A 20,442-nucleotide genomic window follows, 5' to 3' on the forward strand; every position below is an offset into this window, starting at 1 on the left:
TCAAAACAGAACAACATGAAAAAGCGAAAAAAAACTGCTGGCCCCTGCCTGACCGTGATATTTGATTTCGATGGAACCCTGGCCGATTCCTTCTCTGCGGCACTGGGTACAGTTAACCATCTGGCACCTTCATTTGGATATGATCCTATTGAAGAGAAGGATATTCCTATGCTCAGAAAGATGAACGGTGTGCAGCTTTTAAAACATCTGAAGCTGCCTCTGAGGCGTCTTCCAAAGATGGTCAAGGAGGCCAGGGGAGAAATAAAAAGCCGCATGCTTCAGATTACTCTTTTTCCCGGTATTGCTCAGGTGCTTGAAGAGATTAAAAAGCATGGGATGAATCTTGGGATCGTAACATCAAACTCGGAAGCGAATGTAAGGAATTGCCTTGAGAACAATGGGGTAGGTGAGCGATTTGACTTCATTCACAGTGCTCCGGGGCTCTTTGGGAAGCATCGGTTACTTAAGCACCTGAAGCGAAAGCTTAAAATTTCGGCTGATTTGGTGGTTTATGTTGGTGATGAATCACGGGATATTGAAGCATCCCACAGGTGTGACATCCCCGTCATTGCGGTCACCTGGGGGTTTCAGCACCGTGACCGGCTGGTGGAGTTGGAGCCGGAGGGAATCGCAGAAACCCCGCAGGAACTAAAAGACTTGCTCTTGACCCGATTCTGTAAATGTTGCCAATAAAATTGATCGAGCGAACGCCTTTCGCCTACAGTACCTCTGTTACTCGTATCTCTTTTCCTCTGAATGAAAAAGTGGAACCTTCAGTACTGCCCTGCATCGCCTGATAGATCGGCGATTCTGTTGAGATCATACAGTATTCTTCACCATCGATGACCACTTCATCTGCACTAACGGCAACAAAAAAGTTTCCTATAGAGGTTAGAGCAAGTGAACCGGGTTGAACGCTGTCGTACTTGCGGGTAACATCAATAGAACTGAGGAGCTTGTACTGGGCCATTGCTTCAACCAGGCGTTTTCCGAATGCCTCAGTTTCAAGCTGTTTCATCGCCCGTGCGGTTTCGTGCTTATCTCCGGCGGTGCTTTTTGTTTCATTATTAGCTGCATTCTGAGCATCTGAGAGTGCATTGTTGTTAAGATCGATGAGGTGTTCAATGTGCTCAAGGCAATACTTGAAGAGCTCTGATTTTATAGACATTTCTCTGTATCCATTCCAAAAGATCAGGTTAATTCATTTTAAAATGAAAATACATCAAGTCCCTAAAGAGGAGAACTGGTTAAAACAGTGTTAGCAGCGCAAGGAAATAACTACAGCGACAATGTTTTGATCTGCGAGATTGCTAATTAAGCCTTAAATGCCTCTTTGATAGCCTCCCTGAAAAAAGATCACCCCACAGTGATACACATTTTCTTCAATTAAGATTGGTAACCAGTCATTGAAAACTTGCTCACATCGCCTTAAGTAACTTAGATCCTAATAGATATAAGTATCGAGATGCGAGTATATTATTTGGTGTCGAATATTACAAAACCAGCTATAACAACAGTTTTGATTTGGTTGCTAATTATATTAAAACTTTCCATTTATAAAACTACAACAAAAAATGATGATATTTATAAGACAAGCGAACCATAAATACTATATGTAGCATTGTAAAAAGGGGAGATTTATGCTGTATGAATCCTTTTCACCTTTAAGTAATTTTCTTCTTTTAATTCTTGCATTTAGCGTAGTGTTGATCTGTTTGGCACCCGAAGGTCAGAGTACTCTATGTAAACAAAAAAAGATAATGAAAATTGAAGCTCAAAAGTATCTGAATATCAAATGATAGGGCAGTAATAACTGTGGAATAATCTTATACACTTTGAAATACGGTTTTTGCAGAGAATATAAAAGAACAACACTGTTTTTTTTTAAAGTCAAAAGCCGTATATTACCTTTCTGAGCGCAAAAAAAAAGAGCCGATCTGTTGACCGGCTCTAAATACAAAAGTCGTTTGGAAACTTTGATTATCGTGCAATACGTTCGAGTGTTTCCCTGTCGATGTTTTGTCTGAGAGCGTCCTTAAAAGAACGGTCCAAAGAAATGGGCTCAGCACCTGGATCATCGGTATCCATAATATACACCGGAGCCGGATTATCGAGATAACCAACAACCTCAGCATTATCAAAGACGAAAGTTCTGCTTCTTCCTTCATCGCTTGATACTGCACTTACACGGTTTCTTTCAACCCATCCAACCTGACCGCCTCCTGTACGCACCTTGTAATGGCGGGCTTGTGTTTCTACTACAGTAAGATTATCATTTCTGTCCACAGTGAAAATAGGATTTTCGTAGACTTCTCTGATTTCATTTTCGTAGACCCCAACTCCGTCACTGTTTGGTGTTACAACAGTTTGGGCAAAAGCTGCGGAGCAGATGGACACAACAAGCAGCACCGACCATTTGCTTAAACGCATAAAAAAACCCCTTTTCATAGATTACCTCCATTGTACGTTACACCCTTATAAGTATAATAATATATTCAGGGCCTAAAAGCAACAGCCCCTTAGAAAAATTATTTATTTTTAGTCAGACAAATAAGCAATATCCATCTCTTTTGCTGCTTTAGTTTCATCAAGACGACCCACCGGTGTGGAAACCGGAGCTTCTTTTAGTGTCTCCGGGTTCTCCTGAGCTTCCTTAGAGATACTGATCATAGCTTCAATAAATGAATCGATCATCTCCTTGCTTTCGGTCTCTGTAGGTTCTATCATTAGAGCCTCTTTAACAATGAGCGGAAAATAGACGGTGGGTGGATGAAAACCACGATCTATCAGCCCCTTAGCAATATCAACAGCACGAACACCATGTTCCATCTGCTTTTTTGCGCTCAACACACACTCATGCATACACGTTTTTAAAAACGGGATATGGTAATGGTCTTTTAGTGAGTGCATGATATAGTTTGCGTTCAATACCGCGGTTTCACTGACCTGGCTAAGTCCGTTTTTTCCAAGCAAAAGGATATAGGCGTAAGCCTTAAGGCATACTTCAAAATTCCCATAAAAGGGAGCGATATAGCCAATAGATTTTGGATGATCATAATCCAGCGCGTAAGAGCCATCGCTACGTTTTGCGATTCTTGATATTGGTAAAAACGGCTCAAGATGTTTTTTTACTCCTACGGGTCCGGAACCCGGCCCGCCACCGCCATGGGGAGTTGCAAAGGTTTTATGCAGGTTAAGGTGCACGACATCAAAATCTGCATCACCGGGTCTAAACTTTCCCATTATTGCATTGAGATTAGCACCATCGTAGTAGAGTAACGCATCGAAAGAGTGGGCAATTTGGGCAATTTTTTTTACATCAGAGTTAAAAAGCCCCAGTGTATTGGGATTTGTAAGCATAATTGCAGCTGTGTTATGACTGATTATACTTTGGAGTGCTTTTATATCCAGGGTGCCTGTTTCGGGGTCCGTAGGAATAGAGCGAACCTTGTAACCGGCAATAGCAGCACTGGATGGATTGGTACCATGTGCTTCATCGGGGATCAGCACTTCATTTTTACTATTTCCCTTGTTCTTGTGGTAAGCGGCAATCAGCATCATGCCGGTTAATTCACCGTGAGCGCCGGCCAGGGGATGTAGAGTAAAGGCATCCATTGCAGTAATTTCACACAACTGCGCTTCAAGTTCGTGAAGAACCGCCAGTGCACCCTGAGTAAGCATTCCGCCTCGTTTTAACTGAGGTAGCAGTGGGTGAAGATTAGAAAACCCCTCCATAGCTGCAATTTTTTCGCAAAACTTAGGATTGTATTTCATGGTACAGGATCCCAGCGGGTACAAACCTGTATCCACCCCGTAGTTTTTTGTTGATAGTGCTGTAAAGTGGCGTACCACATCGAGTTCAGATAGTTCACAAAGCGGCGGCTCGTCTTCTCTTTTATACTTCTGTGGTATTGATACATCTACCGGAACATCGTTTTTCGGTAAAGTAATCCCTTTTCTACCTTTAATGGATTTTTCAAATATCACCGACATATAACAGCCTCCAAAGTCTCAGCAAGAAGCCCAATCTCATGCTTGCTCCTTTTTTCTGTAACAGCAATCAGCAGATAGTTTTCAAGCCCCTTATAATATCTGCCCAGAGGAAAACCGGCAGCAAACCCTCTTTCAACCATCTCTCCAACACATTCCGCTGCGTCTTTGGGAAGTTTTACCGTAAATTCATTAAAGGTGGGCGATGATTCCATCACCTTTACCCCTGGTATCTGCTTTATACGCTCCTTAGCATAATGAGCCTTGTTTAAACAAAGTGATGCCACTTCTTTCAATCCCCCTTTACCCAAAAGCGCCAGATGTATACTTGCTCTGAGCGCACACAATGCTTCATTGGTGCAAATGTTTGAAGTAGCTTTTTCGCGTCTGATATGCTGCTCTCTTGCCTGAAGAGAAAGCACAAATCCTTCTTTACCACTTTTATCGACAGTGCGTGCAACAATTCTGCCAGGCATCTTTCTCACAAGCTGTTTTCTTGCAGCAATGAACCCCAAATAGGGCCCGCCAAACGATAAACCATTACCCAATGACTGTCCTTCACCAGTAGCAATATCTATACCCTGCTGGGCGGGTGTTTTCAGAAGAGCCATGGCTATCGGGTACACCGACTGTATAGTCATAACGCCCATTCGGGAACATTTTTGGGCTATATCGCTATGATCATCAATTACGCCGAAAAAGTTGGGGTTTTGAAGAATAACTGCAGCAGTGTTTTCATCAATTTCATTAAAAAGGTTCTCTCTGTTGCTCTGACCGTGAGATACCTGCACTTCCACAAATTCGATCGATAAGTTTGCAGTATAGGAATAAAGCATTTTTCTGAATATTGGATTGACCCCACCATCAAGGATAATTTTAGGTCGCTTGGTGGCATTTATTGCCATCTGACAGGCTTCATAAAGTGCGGTGCCTCCATCGTAAAGAGAGGCATTTGAAACCTTAAGACCGGTAAGTCTGCAAATGTGTGATTGGTATTCATAAATGGCCTGTAGTGTACCCTGTGAAAGCTCGGGTTGGTAGGGTGTGTAGGCGGTATAAAATTCACTTCTTCCAGCCAATGCATCCACCGCTGCGGGAATGTAATGGTCATAATACCCCGCACCCAGGAAATTGATGAGATGAGAGTAATTTCTGTCCGACAAATTTCGGCAATGGTTTAAAACTTCCAGTTCCGATTTGCCCTCTGGAAGTGAAAAACTCAGGGGCCTGAGCTCTTGGGGGATATCGTTAAACAACTCATCTACACTCTCGGCCCCACAGCATTTAAGCATCTCTTTTTGCTGGTCCGGAGTAACCGAGACATAGCTCATTGTTCGGTCTCCAGGAATTTATCATACTGCTCTTTATCCATCAGCTCTTTAAGCTCTTCGGGATCTATATTGCTAAGCTCAAATAACCATCCTTCACCATAGGGATCATTGTTTATGGCTTCCGGAGCAGTAGTAAGTGCATCATTTACAGCTTTTATCTCTCCACTTAGGGGAGAGTAGATGTCGCTGGCAGCTTTAACCGATTCTATCACTCCGCATTCACCTCGTTTTGAGATCTTCTGGCCAGTCTGGGGAAGTTCAATAAAAGTGATATCTCCCAGTGCTTCCTGTGCGTGTTGGGTAATGCCGATGGTGACGCTGTCGTCTTTCACTCGTATCCACTCGTGAGTTTTTGAATACTTGAGATCTTCAGGATTCATATACAATCTGCTCCTTTATGTAAGTGAAATTTTGCTCTTTATTCATCAAAATATGAACTTAGTTTCTTTCTTGCTGTCCCCTCCCTGAAAAACGGCAGTTCGGTAATTTTTCCCTCAATTGAAGAAGTTCCACTGGTTATAGTTACTGATGTAGCAATGGCCGAACTGCTGTTTTCTATATACCCCAAAGCAATAGAACATTTTAGAGTAGGGGAGAAGCTGGCACTTGTTACATAACCTATCGGTTCACCCGCAGTGTTTACTATTGTATCACCCTCTTTTGCTGCACGCCTCTGGGTGGAAATTATACCACACAGAGCCTGAGTGTTCTTTTGGGAATCCCCAATGACTTTAGAGCCTATGAATTCTTTATTGCGCGATAACGCCCGGTCTAACCCGCTCTGTGCGGCATTTATGTCGCGGCGCAGTTCATGTCCATAAAGAGGGTACCCCATCTCAAGGCGCAATGTGTTACGGGCACCAAGTCCGGCCGGTGTTGCCCCGGCTTCCAGTAATGTGTCCCATAGCTCTGTTGCAAAACGATTATCGCAATAAATTTCAAACCCCATCTCACCAGTGTATCCTGTACGGCTAATAAGAACCCTCTGGTCATCGATAAAATTTTCCTGAAAATTAAAGTATTTCAGGGAAGAAATAGGAGTGCGCACTAATTTGTTAATAACAAAAGGAGAATTCGGGCCCTGGAGATCAAGCTTTGCTGTTTGACTGGACAGGTTTTTCACTTCTGTCGTATCAGAACAGTTTTCTTTAATCCAGAAAAAATCACTCTCTTCGGTTGCAGCATTGACCACCATAAAAAATTTCTGTTCTGCAACTCGGTAGAGAATCTGATCATCAATAACTCCGCCCTGATCGTTACATATCAGACCATATCTGCATGCGCCAATTTTTAGCGTATCTACATCACAGCTCAAGATCTTTTCCAAATCATCTGCAGCACCTTTGCCCTCAATTGAGAATTCACCCATGTGGCAGGTGTCGAAAAGAGCAGCTTCATTACGGGTGGCAAAGTGTTCATTGAGTATGCTTTTGTATTGAATCGGCATGCAGAAACCACCAAATTCAACCATTTTGCCCCCGAGGGCTGTGTGTTTTTCAAATAATGGTGTTTTTTTCATAGTAGTCAGACCAGGTTGTAAAAAAGGACAAGGGGTTAAAATAATTAAATGCAGGTATAAGATTCAGGGGTAAAAGAGTACCTTTTTCTGATTACCTGCAGGATTGGCTGTTTTCCCACCCAGGGTTATTTTGGTTAGCCCAATCGGTTATAGTATCTGATAGATCACATAGTCTGTTAGCGGATAGATTAAGTTTAAAGGGTACATTGCTATGCTCCTGGCTCTTACTCCGCAGACGGATAAATGAATTGGGTACTGTTTGAAGACTGTTGTTAGAAAGATCCAACACCCTAAGCTGTGGAAGTTCAGCGAGGCTTTCGGGTAAGTTATTTAACTCATTATGAGACAAATTAAGTACCATTAGATTGGTCATTGAGCCCACTTCTTCAGTAATTGTGGAAATGCCATTACCTGAAACTGATAAAATCTGTAGTTTTTTGAGATTAGTAAGTTCTGCGGGTAAATGTGCAATTCTGTTATTATCGGCATAAAGCCACTTTAATTGGCTCAGTTCTGTAATGGAAACCGGAAGGGAGCTTAGTTGGTTTCCGGAAATGAATAGGTCGGTAAGCTCAAGGAGTTTTCCGACAGTCTCTGGTAACAGATTCAAATTATTATTACTTAGATCGACTCTTCTTAAGTTTTCAAGTCCCCCTATACCGTGTGGTAAAGAGCTTAGGTCGTTGTTTTTTAAAGAGAGTACTTCAAGGTTACTAAGTGAGCAGATCGGTGCGGGTAATTTGCTAATACTGTTATGGTCGAGATACAGATACTTTAGGTTTTGCAGTAATTGTATGTTATCCGGTACTTCATTGATTTGGTTATGTTGTAATGAAAGCTCTGTTAGCAGCTCAAGAGCAGATACAGGTTCCGGTATAAAACTTAGTTTATTTCTGTTTAAAGAAAGTATTTGGAGATTGTTGAGGCCTTTTAAGGAATCTGGTAAAGTTTTGAGACTATTGCCGTCTGCCCAAAGCTCTCTGAGTGAGGAGAGCGAGCTGATCTGTTCAGGAAGTGCTTCTAGATTATTATCATTAATTCTTAAAACCCTCAGCTCACTGAGCACTGCAATCTCTTCGGGGAGCACTGTTAAATCTAAGGAATCGAGGTGTAAGCCGGTTATTCTTCCGCTTAGGGTATCTGCTATCTGGTAAAAATCATTTACCTCGATTGAATTGCTACTCAGGATAGATTCCACAGCAATTGAATCGTCCTTAAAAGAAGCAGCAGAGGTTATAATAGTACAGGTGATCAGGAAAAGGATGGTTTTTACAATCATAGTGCTATATATCCCTGGTATAAGTTATTAACAATATAGAATGGATGAACCGATTTTGTCCGCGGTTTCTTTATTAGAGAGACTTTCGATTATTTTCAGGGCAAACTCTATTGAAGTACCAAGCCCCTGGCTTGTAATTATATTTTGGTCCTTAACTACTCTCTGCTTTTGATAATCAGCTTCGTTTAATTTCTCTTCAAAGGCGGGATAGCAGGTTGCTTTAACACCTTTTAACAGACCTGCCTTTTCAAAAACCAGGGGAGCAGCGCAAACTGCAGCACATAGTTTCCCTTTAGAGTTGGCTTTTTTTGCTAAGTCAAGAACGGATTGTGATTGTGCAAGGTTATTTGACCCGGGCATTCCACCTGGTAAAATGATAGCGTCAAAATCATCCGAAAAGTCTTTGAGCAAAGAATCGGCTATAATCGTAACCTCGTGTGACCCCGTAATCTCTAAGCTCTCAAGGCCAAGAACAGTAGTAGAGATGTCTGCTCTACGTAACAGGTCGATGCAGGTTATGGCTTCTGTTTCTTCAAAGCCCTCTGCTAAAATGATTATGGCACGTGACATAACAGATCCTTTGCACTATGCAGATGAAAGATTAAAGTACTAAAGGCTCCAAATAAGAGCAAAAATTGAGCCTTAGAGCCGCATTTTAAAAAGCGAATCGATCGAAGGGTAAATAGCTATTATTCGATCAAACCCCACAATAGAAAAGATCTCTTTTATCTCCTCATTTGGATTACACACAGCAAATTCACCGCCATTTGCATCCAAACGCTTCTTTAAATTAAGCATGAGTTGCAACGCACTTGAATCCAGGTACTGAGTTGAGCTTAGATCAAAAGCTACTTTTTTTGAAACCGGATTAGAATTTGTATCTTCCAGCAGTTTTCTGATCTCTAAAAGGTGTTTAACTACAAATTTCCCTTCAACTCGTACAAGTTGCCAGTTGTGCCGGAATTCATTATAAACTTTCATGCGCTTTTAATGCTTTCTAAGTGTATTCGATCGTGAGTACTAAAATAATAAAGAACAATGAGAATTTGCTGCCCTTTTTGAGAAAATGTCGGTAAAAGCCTGTATTTAGAACTACCTCTTCTATAATGCTTAAATATGTGGTAAAATTGTTCAGGGGAGACCAAGTTGTGGAAAAAAAACAATGTTTTTTTAACAATTTTCTATAAAAGACCCATTAAGCACTTTATCAGGCTTTTGTTATACACCCGTATTGGTTCTGAATCACCCTCTCTTATAATCAGGGTATCCCTTTGGTTAAGAGTAAATTCTACAGAACCATTTTCAAAGGTAGATATAAAAAGAAAATGTGAATCCATTTGGGAGATAGTTACCGTGCATTTAGCTGAAGGTGAAAGCATAAGAGGCGCAGAGATAGTTGTATATTCATAGGAATTTGAGACAGGGGTGCTGAACTGTTTTTCATCTTTCTCCGGCATTATGATAATTGATGGATTACTGCTGAAAGAAAAACGCGCAAGATGGGCTGCATATTCTGCTTTTGATCCAACAATTACAAGTGTTACATCAGGGTTATTTCGATGATGAAGCCACGGTTCTATTGAGTGTCTGATAAACCGTTGAATGGTTTGCACATCTCCGTTTCCCATAAGCCATACTGTTCTGTCTGGCCAAAGAATCCCACTAACTCCGCCACCAGGCAGGGGGTGATGAATCAGTTCCAACTGCTTTGGGTTAACGAAAAAATTATGCAGCACCAGCAAAATTATGAGAGTGGCAGGAGTAAAAAATTTAACAAAGTTAAGCAGGTGTTTATGTTTTACCGCACATACCCCGAGGCAAAACAGGAGAAGTGGAATGAAAACATGGAGCTTTGGTGCCGGAAGAGATAGCTCACAGTATGGAAAATGCTGAGCAGTCCATTGTGAAATAAGAAGCAACGTATTTAGTGATGTTTGAGCAATAAATAGTGCTGGTAGCGAAAACTCGGTTACGATCATTCCACTGAAAAGAGCTATAAATGCCGACCACATTGAAGCTGACATTAAAACTACGGCAATTATATTGAAAACAATTCCGATAATCGAAACAGTGCCAAAGTGGTAAAGTAAAACAGGTGCAGTGAACAGAAACGCTGAAAAAGATACGAATAGAGAGCCAAGAATTTTCTTTTGAAAAAACGAGATGTAAGGGTTGTTACTCTCAGGCACTATGCTCTGTAAAACAGGGTAAAGAATGAGTATTCCGGTTGTAGCGCAGAAAGAGAGCTGAAATCCTGCAGAGAAGAGGCTGCCGGGGGACATTATTAACCAACAAAGAGCCGCAAAACCAAGCGCCTGAAGAATATGGCTTTTTTTCTGAAAAAAAGAGTTTACACCAATACAGCTTACCATAACTGTGGCTCTGAAAAGTGAAGGAATAAAGCCAATAAAAGCAAGATAAATCCAAAGCAATAGTATTGATAAAAGGGCGGATTTTTTCTTGTTAATTCCCACAATTATAAAGAACTTACTTGATGCCAAAAAAAGAAGTCCCGCATGAAACCCGGAAATAGCCAGAAGGTGATATGTTCCCGTTTTTCTGAAAACATCTCTGACTTTAGTTGAAATCTCATCCTTTTCTCCCAGTATGGCGGCTTTAAACACAGAAGAAACATCTTTTTTCTCTATCTGTTCTAGGACTCTATGAGCCCTTTGCCTCGCAGCAATAAAAGCTCCATCAATGAAGCTATATTCTGAGTACCTTTCCCAGATAGAAGAGACCTCAAATCTGCCACTGATATTTTGAGTGGAGAAAAACTGTGCTTCATCAAAACCAAATGGAAAGGGGTTTTGTGCCGGAAGTGAAAATTGCCCGCTAAGAGTAAGTTGTGTACCAGAAGAGACGGTGTCGGTGCTGGTGCATTGAATCAATTTCCCCTCCAGTAACATTTCCGCTTCTGTTTGGGCGCGGTTTTGCACCCTTAGTGTAAATACATTTCTTCCAAATCGCTCTCTTACAGGTCCTGTTACCTGTCCGGAAAGTACAATCTGTGCATTATCAATCTGTGATTCAGCAATTTGAGAAGAGAAAAGATTAGTAGCTATAGTACTTTGGGTATAATGGCAAAAACCTGCTGCAAGAAATAGTAAAAATCTAAAAACTGGTGCTTTTGTAACTACACCCAAAAGAAGTGCTGAAATGGTTGTCATGGACAAAAAAGTAATGTAAAATGTTGGATGCAGTTTAAGGGGTGAAAAAGAACCACTTCCAAGGGAACTGATAAAAATCCCGGCACAGAAAGCTATCGCAGCCATCAAACAGGGTAGGCGGGACCAGTAGACAGCACTCGGGAAAAGCGCTTTCAGACGGTTCATTGCTATTTCCTGCTTTAGCTTTTAGGCTAGGTTATAGGATCTTTCTGTAAAAATAGTTTTAGTTATGTTATCCGGGTAGAAAAAAGTATTTTAAAGTATAATTTTCCAAAATAGAGCTATGAACACTAAAACACACACAATTTTGCTGGTTGACGATGAGCCGGAAATCCGTGAGATGATTTGTGACTATCTGATGGATTTCGAAAACTACCATGTACTTAGGGCAGAAAATGCTAATGAGGCCATAGGGCTACTTGAACAAAACAGAGTAGATTTGATTCTTTCGGATATAAATATGCCTGGAATAAAGGGTTTTGATCTGCTGCAGATTGTTCGTGACAGGTTCCCTACCGTAAAAAGAGTTCTCATTACTGCGTATAATGTAGAAGAATATTTGCAACTGGCAATGGATCATGACATCGGCAACATCTTTGTGAAAACTGCACCATTTAATTTTGGTGAACTCTCTTCAGTTTTACGAAACCTCCTTGCGGGCAATATTTTTGGTATCAAACGATATTTTTCGGAAAATGTACCTGTTTACCGATATACTGTAAATAAATCAAACTGCCTTGACCAGGATGCAAGAAAAATCATCTCTACAATAAATGATTATCAACGAGCCAAAAGGATTGAGTTGGTGTTAATAGAGTTGCTTACCAATGCCATATTTTACGGGGTTCGTAATGAATCACCCGAAACTAAAGAGTCCTGGAATCATTGCTTTGAACTGAACGAAGAGAGTGCAGTTGAGGTTCTGGTGGGCTCCGATCGGGAGAAATATGTAATATCGGTAAGAGATAAAGGTGGCAGACTTAAAAAGCAGGATGTATTATACTGGCTTAATCGTCAGGCAAGCTATGATGAGAAAGGGTTACCCTTGGGTTTATACGATTCTCATGGCCGGGGGCTTTTTATCGCAAGAAGATATATAGATCGCCTGATAATAAACATTGATAAAGATAAGCAAACCGAAGTTGTCATGTTTAATTACTGTAATCATACAGTCAACGGACACAAGCCACTTTACATAAATGAAATATGATTTTTCACTCTGATGTTCCCTGTAATGTAGTAAAAGCGATTGGTATTTTAGAGTATCTTTCGGCTCGTTTTACCTACCTTGAGAAAACGCAGTGGGCAAACAGGGTAGATGAAGGTAAAATTTCAATAAATGGTAAATGCTGCCAAAAGGGTGATACGGTAAAAGCTAACGATCGAATATCCTATGATGCCGGAGAGTTTGAAGAACCCCCTGCAGATCTTAATTATACGATTGTTTATGAAGATCAATGGATCATTGGGGTAGATAAGCCGGGTAATCTCCTCGTGCATCGGGCAGGTAAATCTTTTAGGAATAATCTTCTTTTTCAACTCCAGAATGTGCATGAACCCAAATTCCCTTACGCGCATGCTATTCACCGACTGGACCGGGAAACTTCGGGAATCACACTGATAGCCAAAGATAGTAACTCCATCTCAGCGTTTACAAACTTATTCAAACAAAACAGAATCGAAAAGACCTATAAGGCTATTGTTAAGGGACGTATAGACAGGGAACTGAAGATAATTGATGAACCCCTTGCAAGAGACCGTAATTCAGAGATCCGCTACAAAGTAGCTGTACATAAAAATGGTAAAAGTGCTACCACCGAAATAGTAGCATTAGATTACATTGGCAAAAACGCAACACTGGTTTCACTAAAACCCCTGAGTGGCAGGACACATCAGATACGGGTTCACCTCGCACATTATGGTCATCCCATATTGGGTGATAAACTTTATGGTATAAGCGAAAAGCTACACCTTAGATGGCGCTCAGATCCACAGAAATATAACAGCGATTTTATTATACAGCGACAGGCGCTTCACTGTGAAAGTGTACGCTTTGAGCATCCTTTTACTGGTGAAATTGAAGAGATCAAAGCCGGTATTCCAAATGATATGGAAGAATTGATGGGAAAACTACGTGGTGAAAACTGCTGAGAGAAAAGAATGGCAGGATAAAACTTTCTATCCTGCCATAGCCTAAACTATTTCTTTTTGGTTGCTTTTTTCTTTGTTGCTTTTTTCTTAACCGGAGTCGCGGTCTTTTTTGCGCTAGTACCCAGTATAGAGTCTTTGGCAGTTTTAGAAACTCTGAATTTTACAACCTTTTTTGCCGGAATCTTAATAGTTTCCCCTGTTGCTGGATTTCTTCCCTTTCTGGCCTTACGGCGAACCAGTACCAGCTTACCAAGTCCAGGCAGGACAAAACCGTTTTTTGCTTCTTTGTAAGCAAGTGCAGCAAATGAATCCAGAAATGATTTCACCTGCTTTTTTGTAAGCTCTTCTGAATCGGCAAGCTTCTGAATAATTTGAGATTGGGTCAGGCTCTTTCCTGGCATGTATACGCGCTCCTTTTTTGTGAAACATGAAAAAAAACCTGTACTGGCGTTATTATAATTTTTTACTACTTATGTGTCCAGTAAAATAATTGAAAACCATGAAAAAACACTACTATTTATTGAATATTTCTGTTTTTTCCCTATAATTATCAAAATTCAAAGTCCTCATTCTCCGGCTGTGGCACTGTTTTGGTTGTAGGAAAGAGAAAATTCTTACCATCACAGCGCACCAATACATGCTTTCCATCTATCTGAATCTCTACTTCTGAGTCGCTGTATTTGCTTTTCACAGCATTCATAAAACAGAGTGATCGCTCAAGTCCGTCGCCGGTTGAAAAATTCCAGACTTCATCGGGTTGAGCAAGACGGGTGGGCTCCTGATAGATAGAGTAGTTAGGAAGTGATGAGAGTTTAGTATACATTTGATCGATATCGTACTGATTAAGACTTTCGGTACTTACAGGATTTCTTTGAAGTGCGGCCTTTAAGAAAGGTTTCCATGGTGAAAGTGTAAGGTCTCTGAATGCTGAAAAAGCAAGGTCAACAGTTTCGTTTTCATTTCGAATACTCTGCAGGTACTCTTTTGCTTCGTCTGCACTATTCACTCCATCAAGCTCAATTGCTTTTGATTGTTTGAAGGTTTTTTGTTCTGCATCGGGAAGGCGGGGGTGAGTAAATGAAAACGACTTAAGATCATGGATTACTTCATTAACATTGATACAGCTGTGAGATAGCACCTTCTCCAGCTCTATGAGGGTTTCTGATTCATCGGCAATCACCCGCTTGTCTTTAAAAAACGTTTCCAGTTCACTTAGAAGCATTCTGTCGGGGTGGGGAGTGGGGTAGTATTCGTCTTCTTCTATTTCGTGAAGCAGGTGCGATTGCGTTGGACTTCCAACGCGAAATTTGCTTGAATGTTCGTAGCTGTATACCTTTTCGGCTTCAATATATCGTGGTTTGCCGCAGCACTGATGCGCAAGTTGAAAGCAGGATTGAAGCCTGCTGTTATGTCTTAGAAAGTTGGCAAGAATTTCGTAGGTGATTTCTGTCTTGAGAAAAGAGTGCAACTTTTGGGTGAAGTTGTCATAACTTGATGGAGCAATCGTTGCGGTATCATACATTGTGTGGATATATCCGGTATTATGGGCAACAATGGTAACTTTTTCGTTCTCCAGGGCTCTTCTGGCTTTTGCGGATAGCTCTGTACCATTATACCACATGTTTTTTGTAACTATCCGGCGATTGTTGGTGATAATACCTGAGTTTATATCCAGATAATTCTGAGAATGTAGTGGCGTTGCAAACATATAGATATCATTTAATGGTAGCTGGGCCACAACAAAAGACGCTGCGGCATACAGTGCCCCAAGAGAGACACACTCTCCGGCACCTGAAGGATACCCCTCCTTAAAACGAAAAGCCTCCATTGCTTCAAGGGTTTCAGTCTTCCAGTACGGGATTACTTCTGAGGTATATTTGTCCAGGCCAAAATGCCGTCTGATATCAATGTCAAAATAGTACTTATCCCCTTCATAGCCAAACAGCGCGTTGCTTTCTGCCAAAATTTGCTCTGTAATAAAATCTTTAAATCGCGTAAGCTCTTTCTCTTTTGTTGTAAGACCCCAGGTATCCAGATCGAGATTGAAAGAGAAGTTATCCATAATAAATTGTTTAAGTCGCTGGATTTTTTTATTGTGGTTTAATTTTTTCATTTTACTGAACCAGGAATCCCGTCTCCACTCCCAGAGCCTTGGTGACATTATATTTGCCAGTACGAGGGAGTACATAAGGTCTGGAAAAATAAAGACTTCCATATCTGAAAGTGTCACAGCGCTTGAATATTTCTCCAACGTTTTGTGATCCTTTAGATCTAACATATCTACGTTTTTACCCTCCTGAGTTGCTATTAGCAGTATATAATTTTTATATTGTGATAATATTTTGCTTTCTTTATTTAAAATAGTTTACGCCAGTTGCCTTAGTTTAGGCATAGTTTTTGCAAAATTTCTGGCTGAGAGAAGAAGCATTGTTCTCTTTAAATACTGATTTATAGGGTATCAATTAGGGAACAACTATTTGCAATTCTCAAAAAAACCACAATATTCAATAATTTTGTCACGGTTTAATTTGAAAACAAAAATGAAGCCAGCTATGGAGAAGATATGAAGACTCTGGGAATTTGTTTTGGAGCTACAACAATTCAGTATGTTATAGTAACAGTAAAAGGGCAGCAAAAAACAGTCTTAAAAACGTGCAGGATGGCCCACGAAGGTGATCCCAGAGAAGCTATTATTTCTATTCTTGAGGAAAATAAAGGGGAGATCGACAGGGTTGCTGTTACAGGGCGTGCTTTTAGATCAAATGTAGAACTGTCAAATATAAGTGAACCTGAAGCTGTGGAGTGTGCTCTTAAAGAAGTGTACAGCAGTACCGATTACCCTAACCTTGTGATCAGCTCCGGTGGGGAAACCCAACTGGTATACACCCTTAATCCTAAGGGTGGGATTAGCTCCGTTCACTCCGGAAATAAGTGTGCGTCCGGTACGGGTGAATTTTTCCTTCAGCAAATAAGGCGTATGGGACTTACTCTTGAGCAGGCTGTTGAACTGGCAAAAGAGGGTACTGCGCACAAAATCGCAGGAAGATGCAGTGTGTTTTGTAAAAGTGACTGTACACATGCACTAAATAAAGGTGAACCAAGAGCCAATGTGGCCGCAGGTTTATGTCTTATGATGGCCGATAAGATCTGTGAACTGGTAAAAGATATGGAAAGCGATAAGGTATCGCTTATTGGTGGTGGTTCTCTTAATGAAGCAATGGTCGAGATACTTAAAACACGATTCAATTCGCTGCATGTTTCAGAGTTTGCTTCAGTATTTGAAGCTTACGGGGCTGCCTTGTGGGCTGTTGAAAATGAGTGCGTAACACTGCCAGAGGATTTAACTTCAGTTGTTCACGATACCAAAACGTCGTTTGGAAGACATCCATCGCTGAGCAATGCAACAGATCTGGTAGAGTTTAAGCAAATTATTAAGGACAAAGCAAACCCAGCCGATTTATGCATACTTGGTCTTGATGTAGGCTCAACCACCACCAAAGCAGTACTGATGAGAAAAGAGGATAAGGCCGTAGTTGCAAGCGTCTATCTAAGAACAAACGGTGATCCCATACAAGCCTCCCGAAACTGTTATGCAGCCATAAAAGAGCAGTTGAAAGGTACAGAAGTCAAAATAAGCGGCTTAGGTGTAACTGGTTCGGGTCGACAAATAGCCGCCCTTCATGCCCTCTCGGACAGCGTTATAAATGAAATTATTGCTCATGCTACTGCCGCTTCATACTTCGATAAAGATGTTGATACCATTTTTGAAATCGGGGGACAGGATGCAAAATACACGTTTCTAACCGGCGGCGTTCCTTCTGATTATGCCATGAATGAGGCCTGCAGTGCCGGTACTGGATCTTTCCTGGAAGAATCTGCGCGTGAATCACTTAATGTGAAAACAGAAGAAATTGGGGAGAGAGCTATAAAGGGGCAATCACCGCCTAACTTTACAGATCAGTGTTCCGCGTTCATCTCAAGTGATATAAAACTTGCAGGACAAGAGGGAATCGAAAAGAATGACATACTCGCAGGGCTGGTCTATTCGGTATGTATGAATTACGTAAATAGAGTTAAAGGCTCTCGTCCCATTGGTAAGAAAATTTTTATGCAGGGTGGGGTATGTTATAACAAATCTGTACCCATAGCCATGGCTTCCCTTATGCAGCATCGGATTATAGTACCACCGGAACCCGGACTCATGGGGGCCTTCGGTGTGGCACTTGAGACCTCAAACCGAATCGATCTGAATCTGATTCCCGAGGCTGAATTTTCTCTTGAAGAACTCATCAACAGAGAAGCGACCAGAGACGGAAGCTTTATTTGCGCGGGTGGTCAGGAAAAATGTGACAGAAAGTGTGAGATATCAAAGATTTTAATCAATGGGAAAAAGTACCCTTTTGGTGGGGTTTGTAATAAGTACTACAATCTGAGATTAAACAGAAAAGTTGAAGTTAAAGAGCTGGATTATGTTGCGATCAGAAATGATCTGATGTTTAACAAATACGGGGTGATGGATAAAGCTGAACCAATTGATGAGGATAAACCGGCGCGGACAGTGGGCATTATGCGAACCTTTCTGACCAATGCCTATTTCCCTCTCTATTCAAACTTCTTCCACCAGATGGGTTTTAGAGTGATTTTTTCCGATCAGATCGACCCCGAAGGGCTTTCGAGAATAGAAGCGGCCTTTTGCCTCCCTGCTGAGCTTACACATGGGAGCTTTATGAACCTGCTTAAGAAAAGTCCTGACTATATTTTTCTGCCTCATGTAGCTCAGCTAATGGTACCAAAGGCGCCCACTTACAGTAAAGCCTGTGTTTTTGTTCAGGGTGAACCTTATTACCTTAAAGCCACTTTCAGACGGGAACTTGAACAATCCACCAGTGTTGTGCTTTCGCCTGTTTTACGTATGGATGGTACCTATGACCGGTCGAAAAACACACTGGTTGAAATGGCTGTAGCAATGGGCATAAGTGAAGAGGATGCTAAACGTGCCTTCGATTTTGCCTGCAAAAAGCAAAGAGAGTTTGACAACGAGTTACAGGAGTATGGCAAAAAGGCGCTTAAGTACCTTGATGAGAATCCTGATCAATTTGCCATCGTTATCTTTGGACGCCCCTATAATTCTTTTGCTTCCGATGCAAACATGGGAATTCCACATAAGGTGGCATCAAGGGGATACATAGTCTTACCCTTTGATATGCTTCCGGCTCATGACTACTCTGTGGATAGTAAGATGTTTTGGGGTATGGGACAGAAGCTTATGAAAGTCGCTAAATTTGTTCGGGACAGAGATAATCTCTTTGGCTTCTTTATTACCAATTTCTCCTGCGGTCCCGATTCTTTCTTACTCAACTTTTTCCGCAACATCATGAAAACAAAGCCCTCTCTTACCCTTGAGCTGGATCAGCATACCGCTGATGCCGGGATCGATACCAGAGTAGAGGCTGCGCTGGATATAATGGAAAGCTACAGAAAAATCGGCGCACAGAAAAAAGAAGACGACTCGTTTGTCAGGGCGAAAGTACTATATGGAAAAGAGATACGGGTTGTGGGTAGTGATGGCACCAGTTATCCACTGGCTCACCCCAAAGTTGAAGTGCTCATGCCTTCAATGGGACGCTATGGTACTGAAGCTGCAGCGGCGGTTCTTAGAAATATTGGCGTTAATGCCCGGGCATTACCTGTTGCAGATAAAGATGTACTTCTTACAGGAAAGAAAAACACCAGTTGTAAGGAGTGTTTACCTTACATAGTAACCACAGGTTCCTTTCTTGATTATCTCGACAAGCATAGAGACAGAGACAAAATCACACTCTTCTTTATGGCTACAGGGGGCGGGCCATGCAGGCTTGGACAATATTTCAGGGCCTTTGAGCAACTTATCGACAATAATAAATTACGGGATGTGGCAATGTTTACCATGACAGACGAGAACGGCTATGGGGGGCTTGGAACTCGTCTGTTACTCAAAGCCTGGCAGGGTATTTTAATCTCAGACATATTGGCAGATATCAGAAGTATGCTCTCTGTTGCTGCTGTAAACAAGGAGAATGCATTACAGGAGCTTGAGGAGTGCTGGGCTGAGCTTATTAAGTATTTTGAAGGCAGTGTATCCACACGACTTACTGTTTTGTTGTCAAACATTGCGGAACGACTAAAAACAATTCCACTTAAAATGGATCCATCCCAAATCCCTGTTGTGTCACTTGTGGGGGAGATATTTGTAAGGAGAGATGAGTTTAGTCGCAAAAATATCGTTGATTACCTGGAAGAGAGAGGGTTTATGGTAAGAGTTGCTCCGATTGCAGAATTTATGCAGTACAGCAACTACATTGTAAACTCTAAACTCGGAGAGCGGGAATTTGAGTTTTTTGAAATGTTTAGAATGAAACTTACCTCTCAGATTCAGGAGTGGTGGGAACGGAAAATAAAAACAGTTCTGGCAGAAAGTGGGCTTTACCACTTTGAGATGATTGAGGTCGAAAAGACCATTAAAAGCGCTCTTCACCTTATGAACGTTAATTTTCGTGGTGAAGCTATTTTAACTGTTGGACTTTCTTTAAGGGAGATTTTAAACCACTCCTGTGGGGTTATTTCAATAGGTCCCTTTGGATGTATGCCCTCAAGGGTTGCTGAAGCGATACTCAAAAAAGAGATGAATGTTACCGGAAAAGCCAGGGTCCCGGGTTGGGAAGATAAGGCACTGGAGTTTTCTGAGCTGGGTGAATTCCCATTTCTCTCCATAGAAACCGATGGAAGTCCTTTTCCGCAACTTGTTGAAGCTAATATGGAGGCGTTTGTACTTCAGGCAAGAAGAGTTCACAGCTATATTCAAAAATTGAGCAAAAAAGAGAAAACAACTCAGGGTTTTTCCATGAAAGGGCTTTCTATAAAGATTTTCGATCTTGTTACCGAAAACTCTTTTGAACTTCTGACCAAAAGGAAAAGCTAAAAAGGAATGAGCAGACTCTTCCATATCCCTTTACTTAAAACAGG

General features: G+C 41.4%; 16 protein-coding genes. 4 read left to right on the forward strand and 12 right to left on the reverse strand.

Annotated features, from left to right (window positions below; translation table 11 throughout):
* Nucleotides 1-15: 15 nt before the first annotated feature.
* Nucleotides 16-693 (forward strand): HAD hydrolase-like protein, encoded by a 678-nt coding sequence (locus QA601_13455; protein MDG5816094.1) that lies wholly within the window; start codon nucleotides 16-18, stop codon nucleotides 691-693.
* 25 nt (nucleotides 694-718) lie between these two features.
* On the opposite strand, the gene QA601_13460 is transcribed toward QA601_13455, so the two are convergent.
* The 10 genes from QA601_13460 to QA601_13505 form a co-directional block, all read right to left on the reverse strand.
* Nucleotides 719-1,168 (reverse strand): hypothetical protein, encoded by a 450-nt coding sequence (locus QA601_13460; protein ID MDG5816095.1) that lies wholly within the window; start codon nucleotides 1,166-1,168, stop codon nucleotides 719-721.
* An 812-nt stretch (nucleotides 1,169-1,980) separates the two neighbouring features.
* The gene (locus QA601_13465) at nucleotides 1,981-2,430 is read right to left on the reverse strand and encodes a hypothetical protein (protein ID MDG5816096.1); all 450 of its coding nucleotides are present in this window, start codon (nucleotides 2,428-2,430) and stop codon (nucleotides 1,981-1,983) included.
* Between the two features lie 108 nt (nucleotides 2,431-2,538).
* Entirely contained in the window at nucleotides 2,539-3,993 is a 1,455-nt protein-coding gene (gene gcvPB / locus QA601_13470; GenBank protein MDG5816097.1) for an aminomethyl-transferring glycine dehydrogenase subunit GcvPB, read from the reverse strand.
* Nucleotides 3,984-5,321, reverse strand: coding sequence for an aminomethyl-transferring glycine dehydrogenase subunit GcvPA (gene gcvPA, locus QA601_13475; GenBank protein ID MDG5816098.1), 1,338 nt, complete (start codon nucleotides 5,319-5,321; stop codon nucleotides 3,984-3,986). The genes gcvPB and gcvPA overlap by 10 nt, the downstream gene beginning before the upstream one ends.
* Nucleotides 5,318-5,707, reverse strand: a complete 390-nt coding sequence (gene gcvH, locus QA601_13480; protein MDG5816099.1) for a glycine cleavage system protein GcvH — start codon at nucleotides 5,705-5,707, stop codon at nucleotides 5,318-5,320. The genes gcvPA and gcvH overlap by 4 nt, the downstream gene beginning before the upstream one ends.
* A 32-nt stretch (nucleotides 5,708-5,739) precedes the next feature.
* Complete coding sequence (gcvT, locus tag QA601_13485) at nucleotides 5,740-6,840, reverse strand: glycine cleavage system aminomethyltransferase GcvT (protein MDG5816100.1); 1,101 nt, start codon at nucleotides 6,838-6,840, stop codon at nucleotides 5,740-5,742.
* A 91-nt stretch (nucleotides 6,841-6,931) separates the two neighbouring features.
* Nucleotides 6,932-8,119 carry a leucine-rich repeat domain-containing protein gene (locus QA601_13490; protein ID MDG5816101.1) on the reverse strand — a complete coding sequence of 396 codons (1,188 nt, stop codon included), beginning with the start codon at nucleotides 8,117-8,119 and terminating at the stop codon, nucleotides 6,932-6,934.
* Nucleotides 8,120-8,146: 27 nt separating this feature from the next.
* The gene (locus QA601_13495; protein ID MDG5816102.1) at nucleotides 8,147-8,689 is read right to left on the reverse strand and encodes a DJ-1/PfpI family protein; all 543 of its coding nucleotides are present in this window, start codon (nucleotides 8,687-8,689) and stop codon (nucleotides 8,147-8,149) included.
* A 72-nt stretch (nucleotides 8,690-8,761) separates the two neighbouring features.
* Nucleotides 8,762-9,100: an STAS domain-containing protein gene (locus tag QA601_13500; GenBank protein ID MDG5816103.1), complete on the reverse strand. Its 339-nt coding sequence runs from the start codon at nucleotides 9,098-9,100 to the stop codon at nucleotides 8,762-8,764.
* Between the two features lie 200 nt (nucleotides 9,101-9,300).
* Nucleotides 9,301-11,454 carry a ComEC/Rec2 family competence protein gene (locus QA601_13505; GenBank protein MDG5816104.1) on the reverse strand — a complete coding sequence of 718 codons (2,154 nt, stop codon included), beginning with the start codon at nucleotides 11,452-11,454 and terminating at the stop codon, nucleotides 9,301-9,303.
* A 118-nt stretch (nucleotides 11,455-11,572) separates the two neighbouring features.
* Here QA601_13505 and QA601_13510 point away from each other — a divergent pair, with 118 nt between their 5' ends.
* Both QA601_13510 and QA601_13515 read left to right on the forward strand, forming a co-directional pair.
* On the forward strand, nucleotides 11,573-12,499 hold the full coding sequence (locus QA601_13510; protein ID MDG5816105.1) for a response regulator: 927 nt from the start codon (nucleotides 11,573-11,575) through the stop codon (nucleotides 12,497-12,499).
* Nucleotides 12,496-13,440: an RluA family pseudouridine synthase gene (locus QA601_13515; GenBank protein MDG5816106.1), complete on the forward strand. Its 945-nt coding sequence runs from the start codon at nucleotides 12,496-12,498 to the stop codon at nucleotides 13,438-13,440. Before QA601_13510 ends, QA601_13515 begins: the two co-directional genes overlap by 4 nt.
* Nucleotides 13,441-13,487: 47 nt before the next feature.
* Here QA601_13515 and QA601_13520 read toward each other — a convergent pair whose 3' ends face one another.
* A complete protein-coding gene (locus QA601_13520; protein ID MDG5816107.1) occupies nucleotides 13,488-13,841 on the reverse strand; it encodes an HU family DNA-binding protein in 354 nt (117 codons plus the stop codon).
* Nucleotides 13,842-13,990: 149 nt separating this feature from the next.
* The gene (locus QA601_13525) at nucleotides 13,991-15,718 is read right to left on the reverse strand and encodes a hypothetical protein (GenBank protein MDG5816108.1); all 1,728 of its coding nucleotides are present in this window, start codon (nucleotides 15,716-15,718) and stop codon (nucleotides 13,991-13,993) included.
* A gap of 285 nt (nucleotides 15,719-16,003) precedes the next feature.
* Here QA601_13525 and QA601_13530 point away from each other — a divergent pair, with 285 nt between their 5' ends.
* Nucleotides 16,004-20,398, forward strand: coding sequence for an acyl-CoA dehydratase activase (locus QA601_13530; GenBank protein MDG5816109.1), 4,395 nt, complete (start codon nucleotides 16,004-16,006; stop codon nucleotides 20,396-20,398).
* The last annotated feature ends 44 nt before the right edge of the window (nucleotides 20,399-20,442 follow it).

The sequence above is a fragment of the Chitinispirillales bacterium ANBcel5 genome (assembly GCA_029688955.1).
Lineage (GTDB): Bacteria > Fibrobacterota > Chitinivibrionia > Chitinivibrionales > Chitinispirillaceae > Cellulosispirillum > Cellulosispirillum alkaliphilum.

What these genes read in the sequence shown, in the direction of transcription:
- QA601_13455 (MDG5816094.1), top strand. Translation starts at nt 16, where the DNA reads ATGAAAAAGCGAAAAAAAACTGCTGGCCCCTGCCTGACCGTGATATTT.
- QA601_13460 (MDG5816095.1), bottom strand. Translation starts at nt 1,168, where the DNA reads ATGTCTATAAAATCAGAGCTCTTCAAGTATTGCCTTGAGCACATTGAA.
- QA601_13465 (MDG5816096.1), bottom strand. Translation starts at nt 2,430, where the DNA reads ATGCGTTTAAGCAAATGGTCGGTGCTGCTTGTTGTGTCCATCTGCTCC.
- gcvPB (MDG5816097.1), bottom strand. Translation starts at nt 3,993, where the DNA reads ATGTCGGTGATATTTGAAAAATCCATTAAAGGTAGAAAAGGGATTACT.
- gcvPA (MDG5816098.1), bottom strand. Translation starts at nt 5,321, where the DNA reads ATGAGCTATGTCTCGGTTACTCCGGACCAGCAAAAAGAGATGCTTAAA.
- gcvT (MDG5816100.1), bottom strand. Translation starts at nt 6,840, where the DNA reads ATGAAAAAAACACCATTATTTGAAAAACACACAGCCCTCGGGGGCAAA.
- QA601_13490 (MDG5816101.1), bottom strand. Translation starts at nt 8,119, where the DNA reads ATGATTGTAAAAACCATCCTTTTCCTGATCACCTGTACTATTATAACC.
- QA601_13495 (MDG5816102.1), bottom strand. Translation starts at nt 8,689, where the DNA reads ATGTCACGTGCCATAATCATTTTAGCAGAGGGCTTTGAAGAAACAGAA.
- QA601_13500 (MDG5816103.1), bottom strand. Translation starts at nt 9,100, where the DNA reads ATGAAAGTTTATAATGAATTCCGGCACAACTGGCAACTTGTACGAGTT.
- QA601_13505 (MDG5816104.1), bottom strand. Translation starts at nt 11,454, where the DNA reads ATGAACCGTCTGAAAGCGCTTTTCCCGAGTGCTGTCTACTGGTCCCGC.
- QA601_13510 (MDG5816105.1), top strand. Translation starts at nt 11,573, where the DNA reads ATGAACACTAAAACACACACAATTTTGCTGGTTGACGATGAGCCGGAA.
- QA601_13515 (MDG5816106.1), top strand. Translation starts at nt 12,496, where the DNA reads ATGATTTTTCACTCTGATGTTCCCTGTAATGTAGTAAAAGCGATTGGT.
- QA601_13520 (MDG5816107.1), bottom strand. Translation starts at nt 13,841, where the DNA reads ATGCCAGGAAAGAGCCTGACCCAATCTCAAATTATTCAGAAGCTTGCC.
- QA601_13525 (MDG5816108.1), bottom strand. Translation starts at nt 15,718, where the DNA reads ATGTTAGATCTAAAGGATCACAAAACGTTGGAGAAATATTCAAGCGCT.
- QA601_13530 (MDG5816109.1), top strand. Translation starts at nt 16,004, where the DNA reads ATGAAGACTCTGGGAATTTGTTTTGGAGCTACAACAATTCAGTATGTT.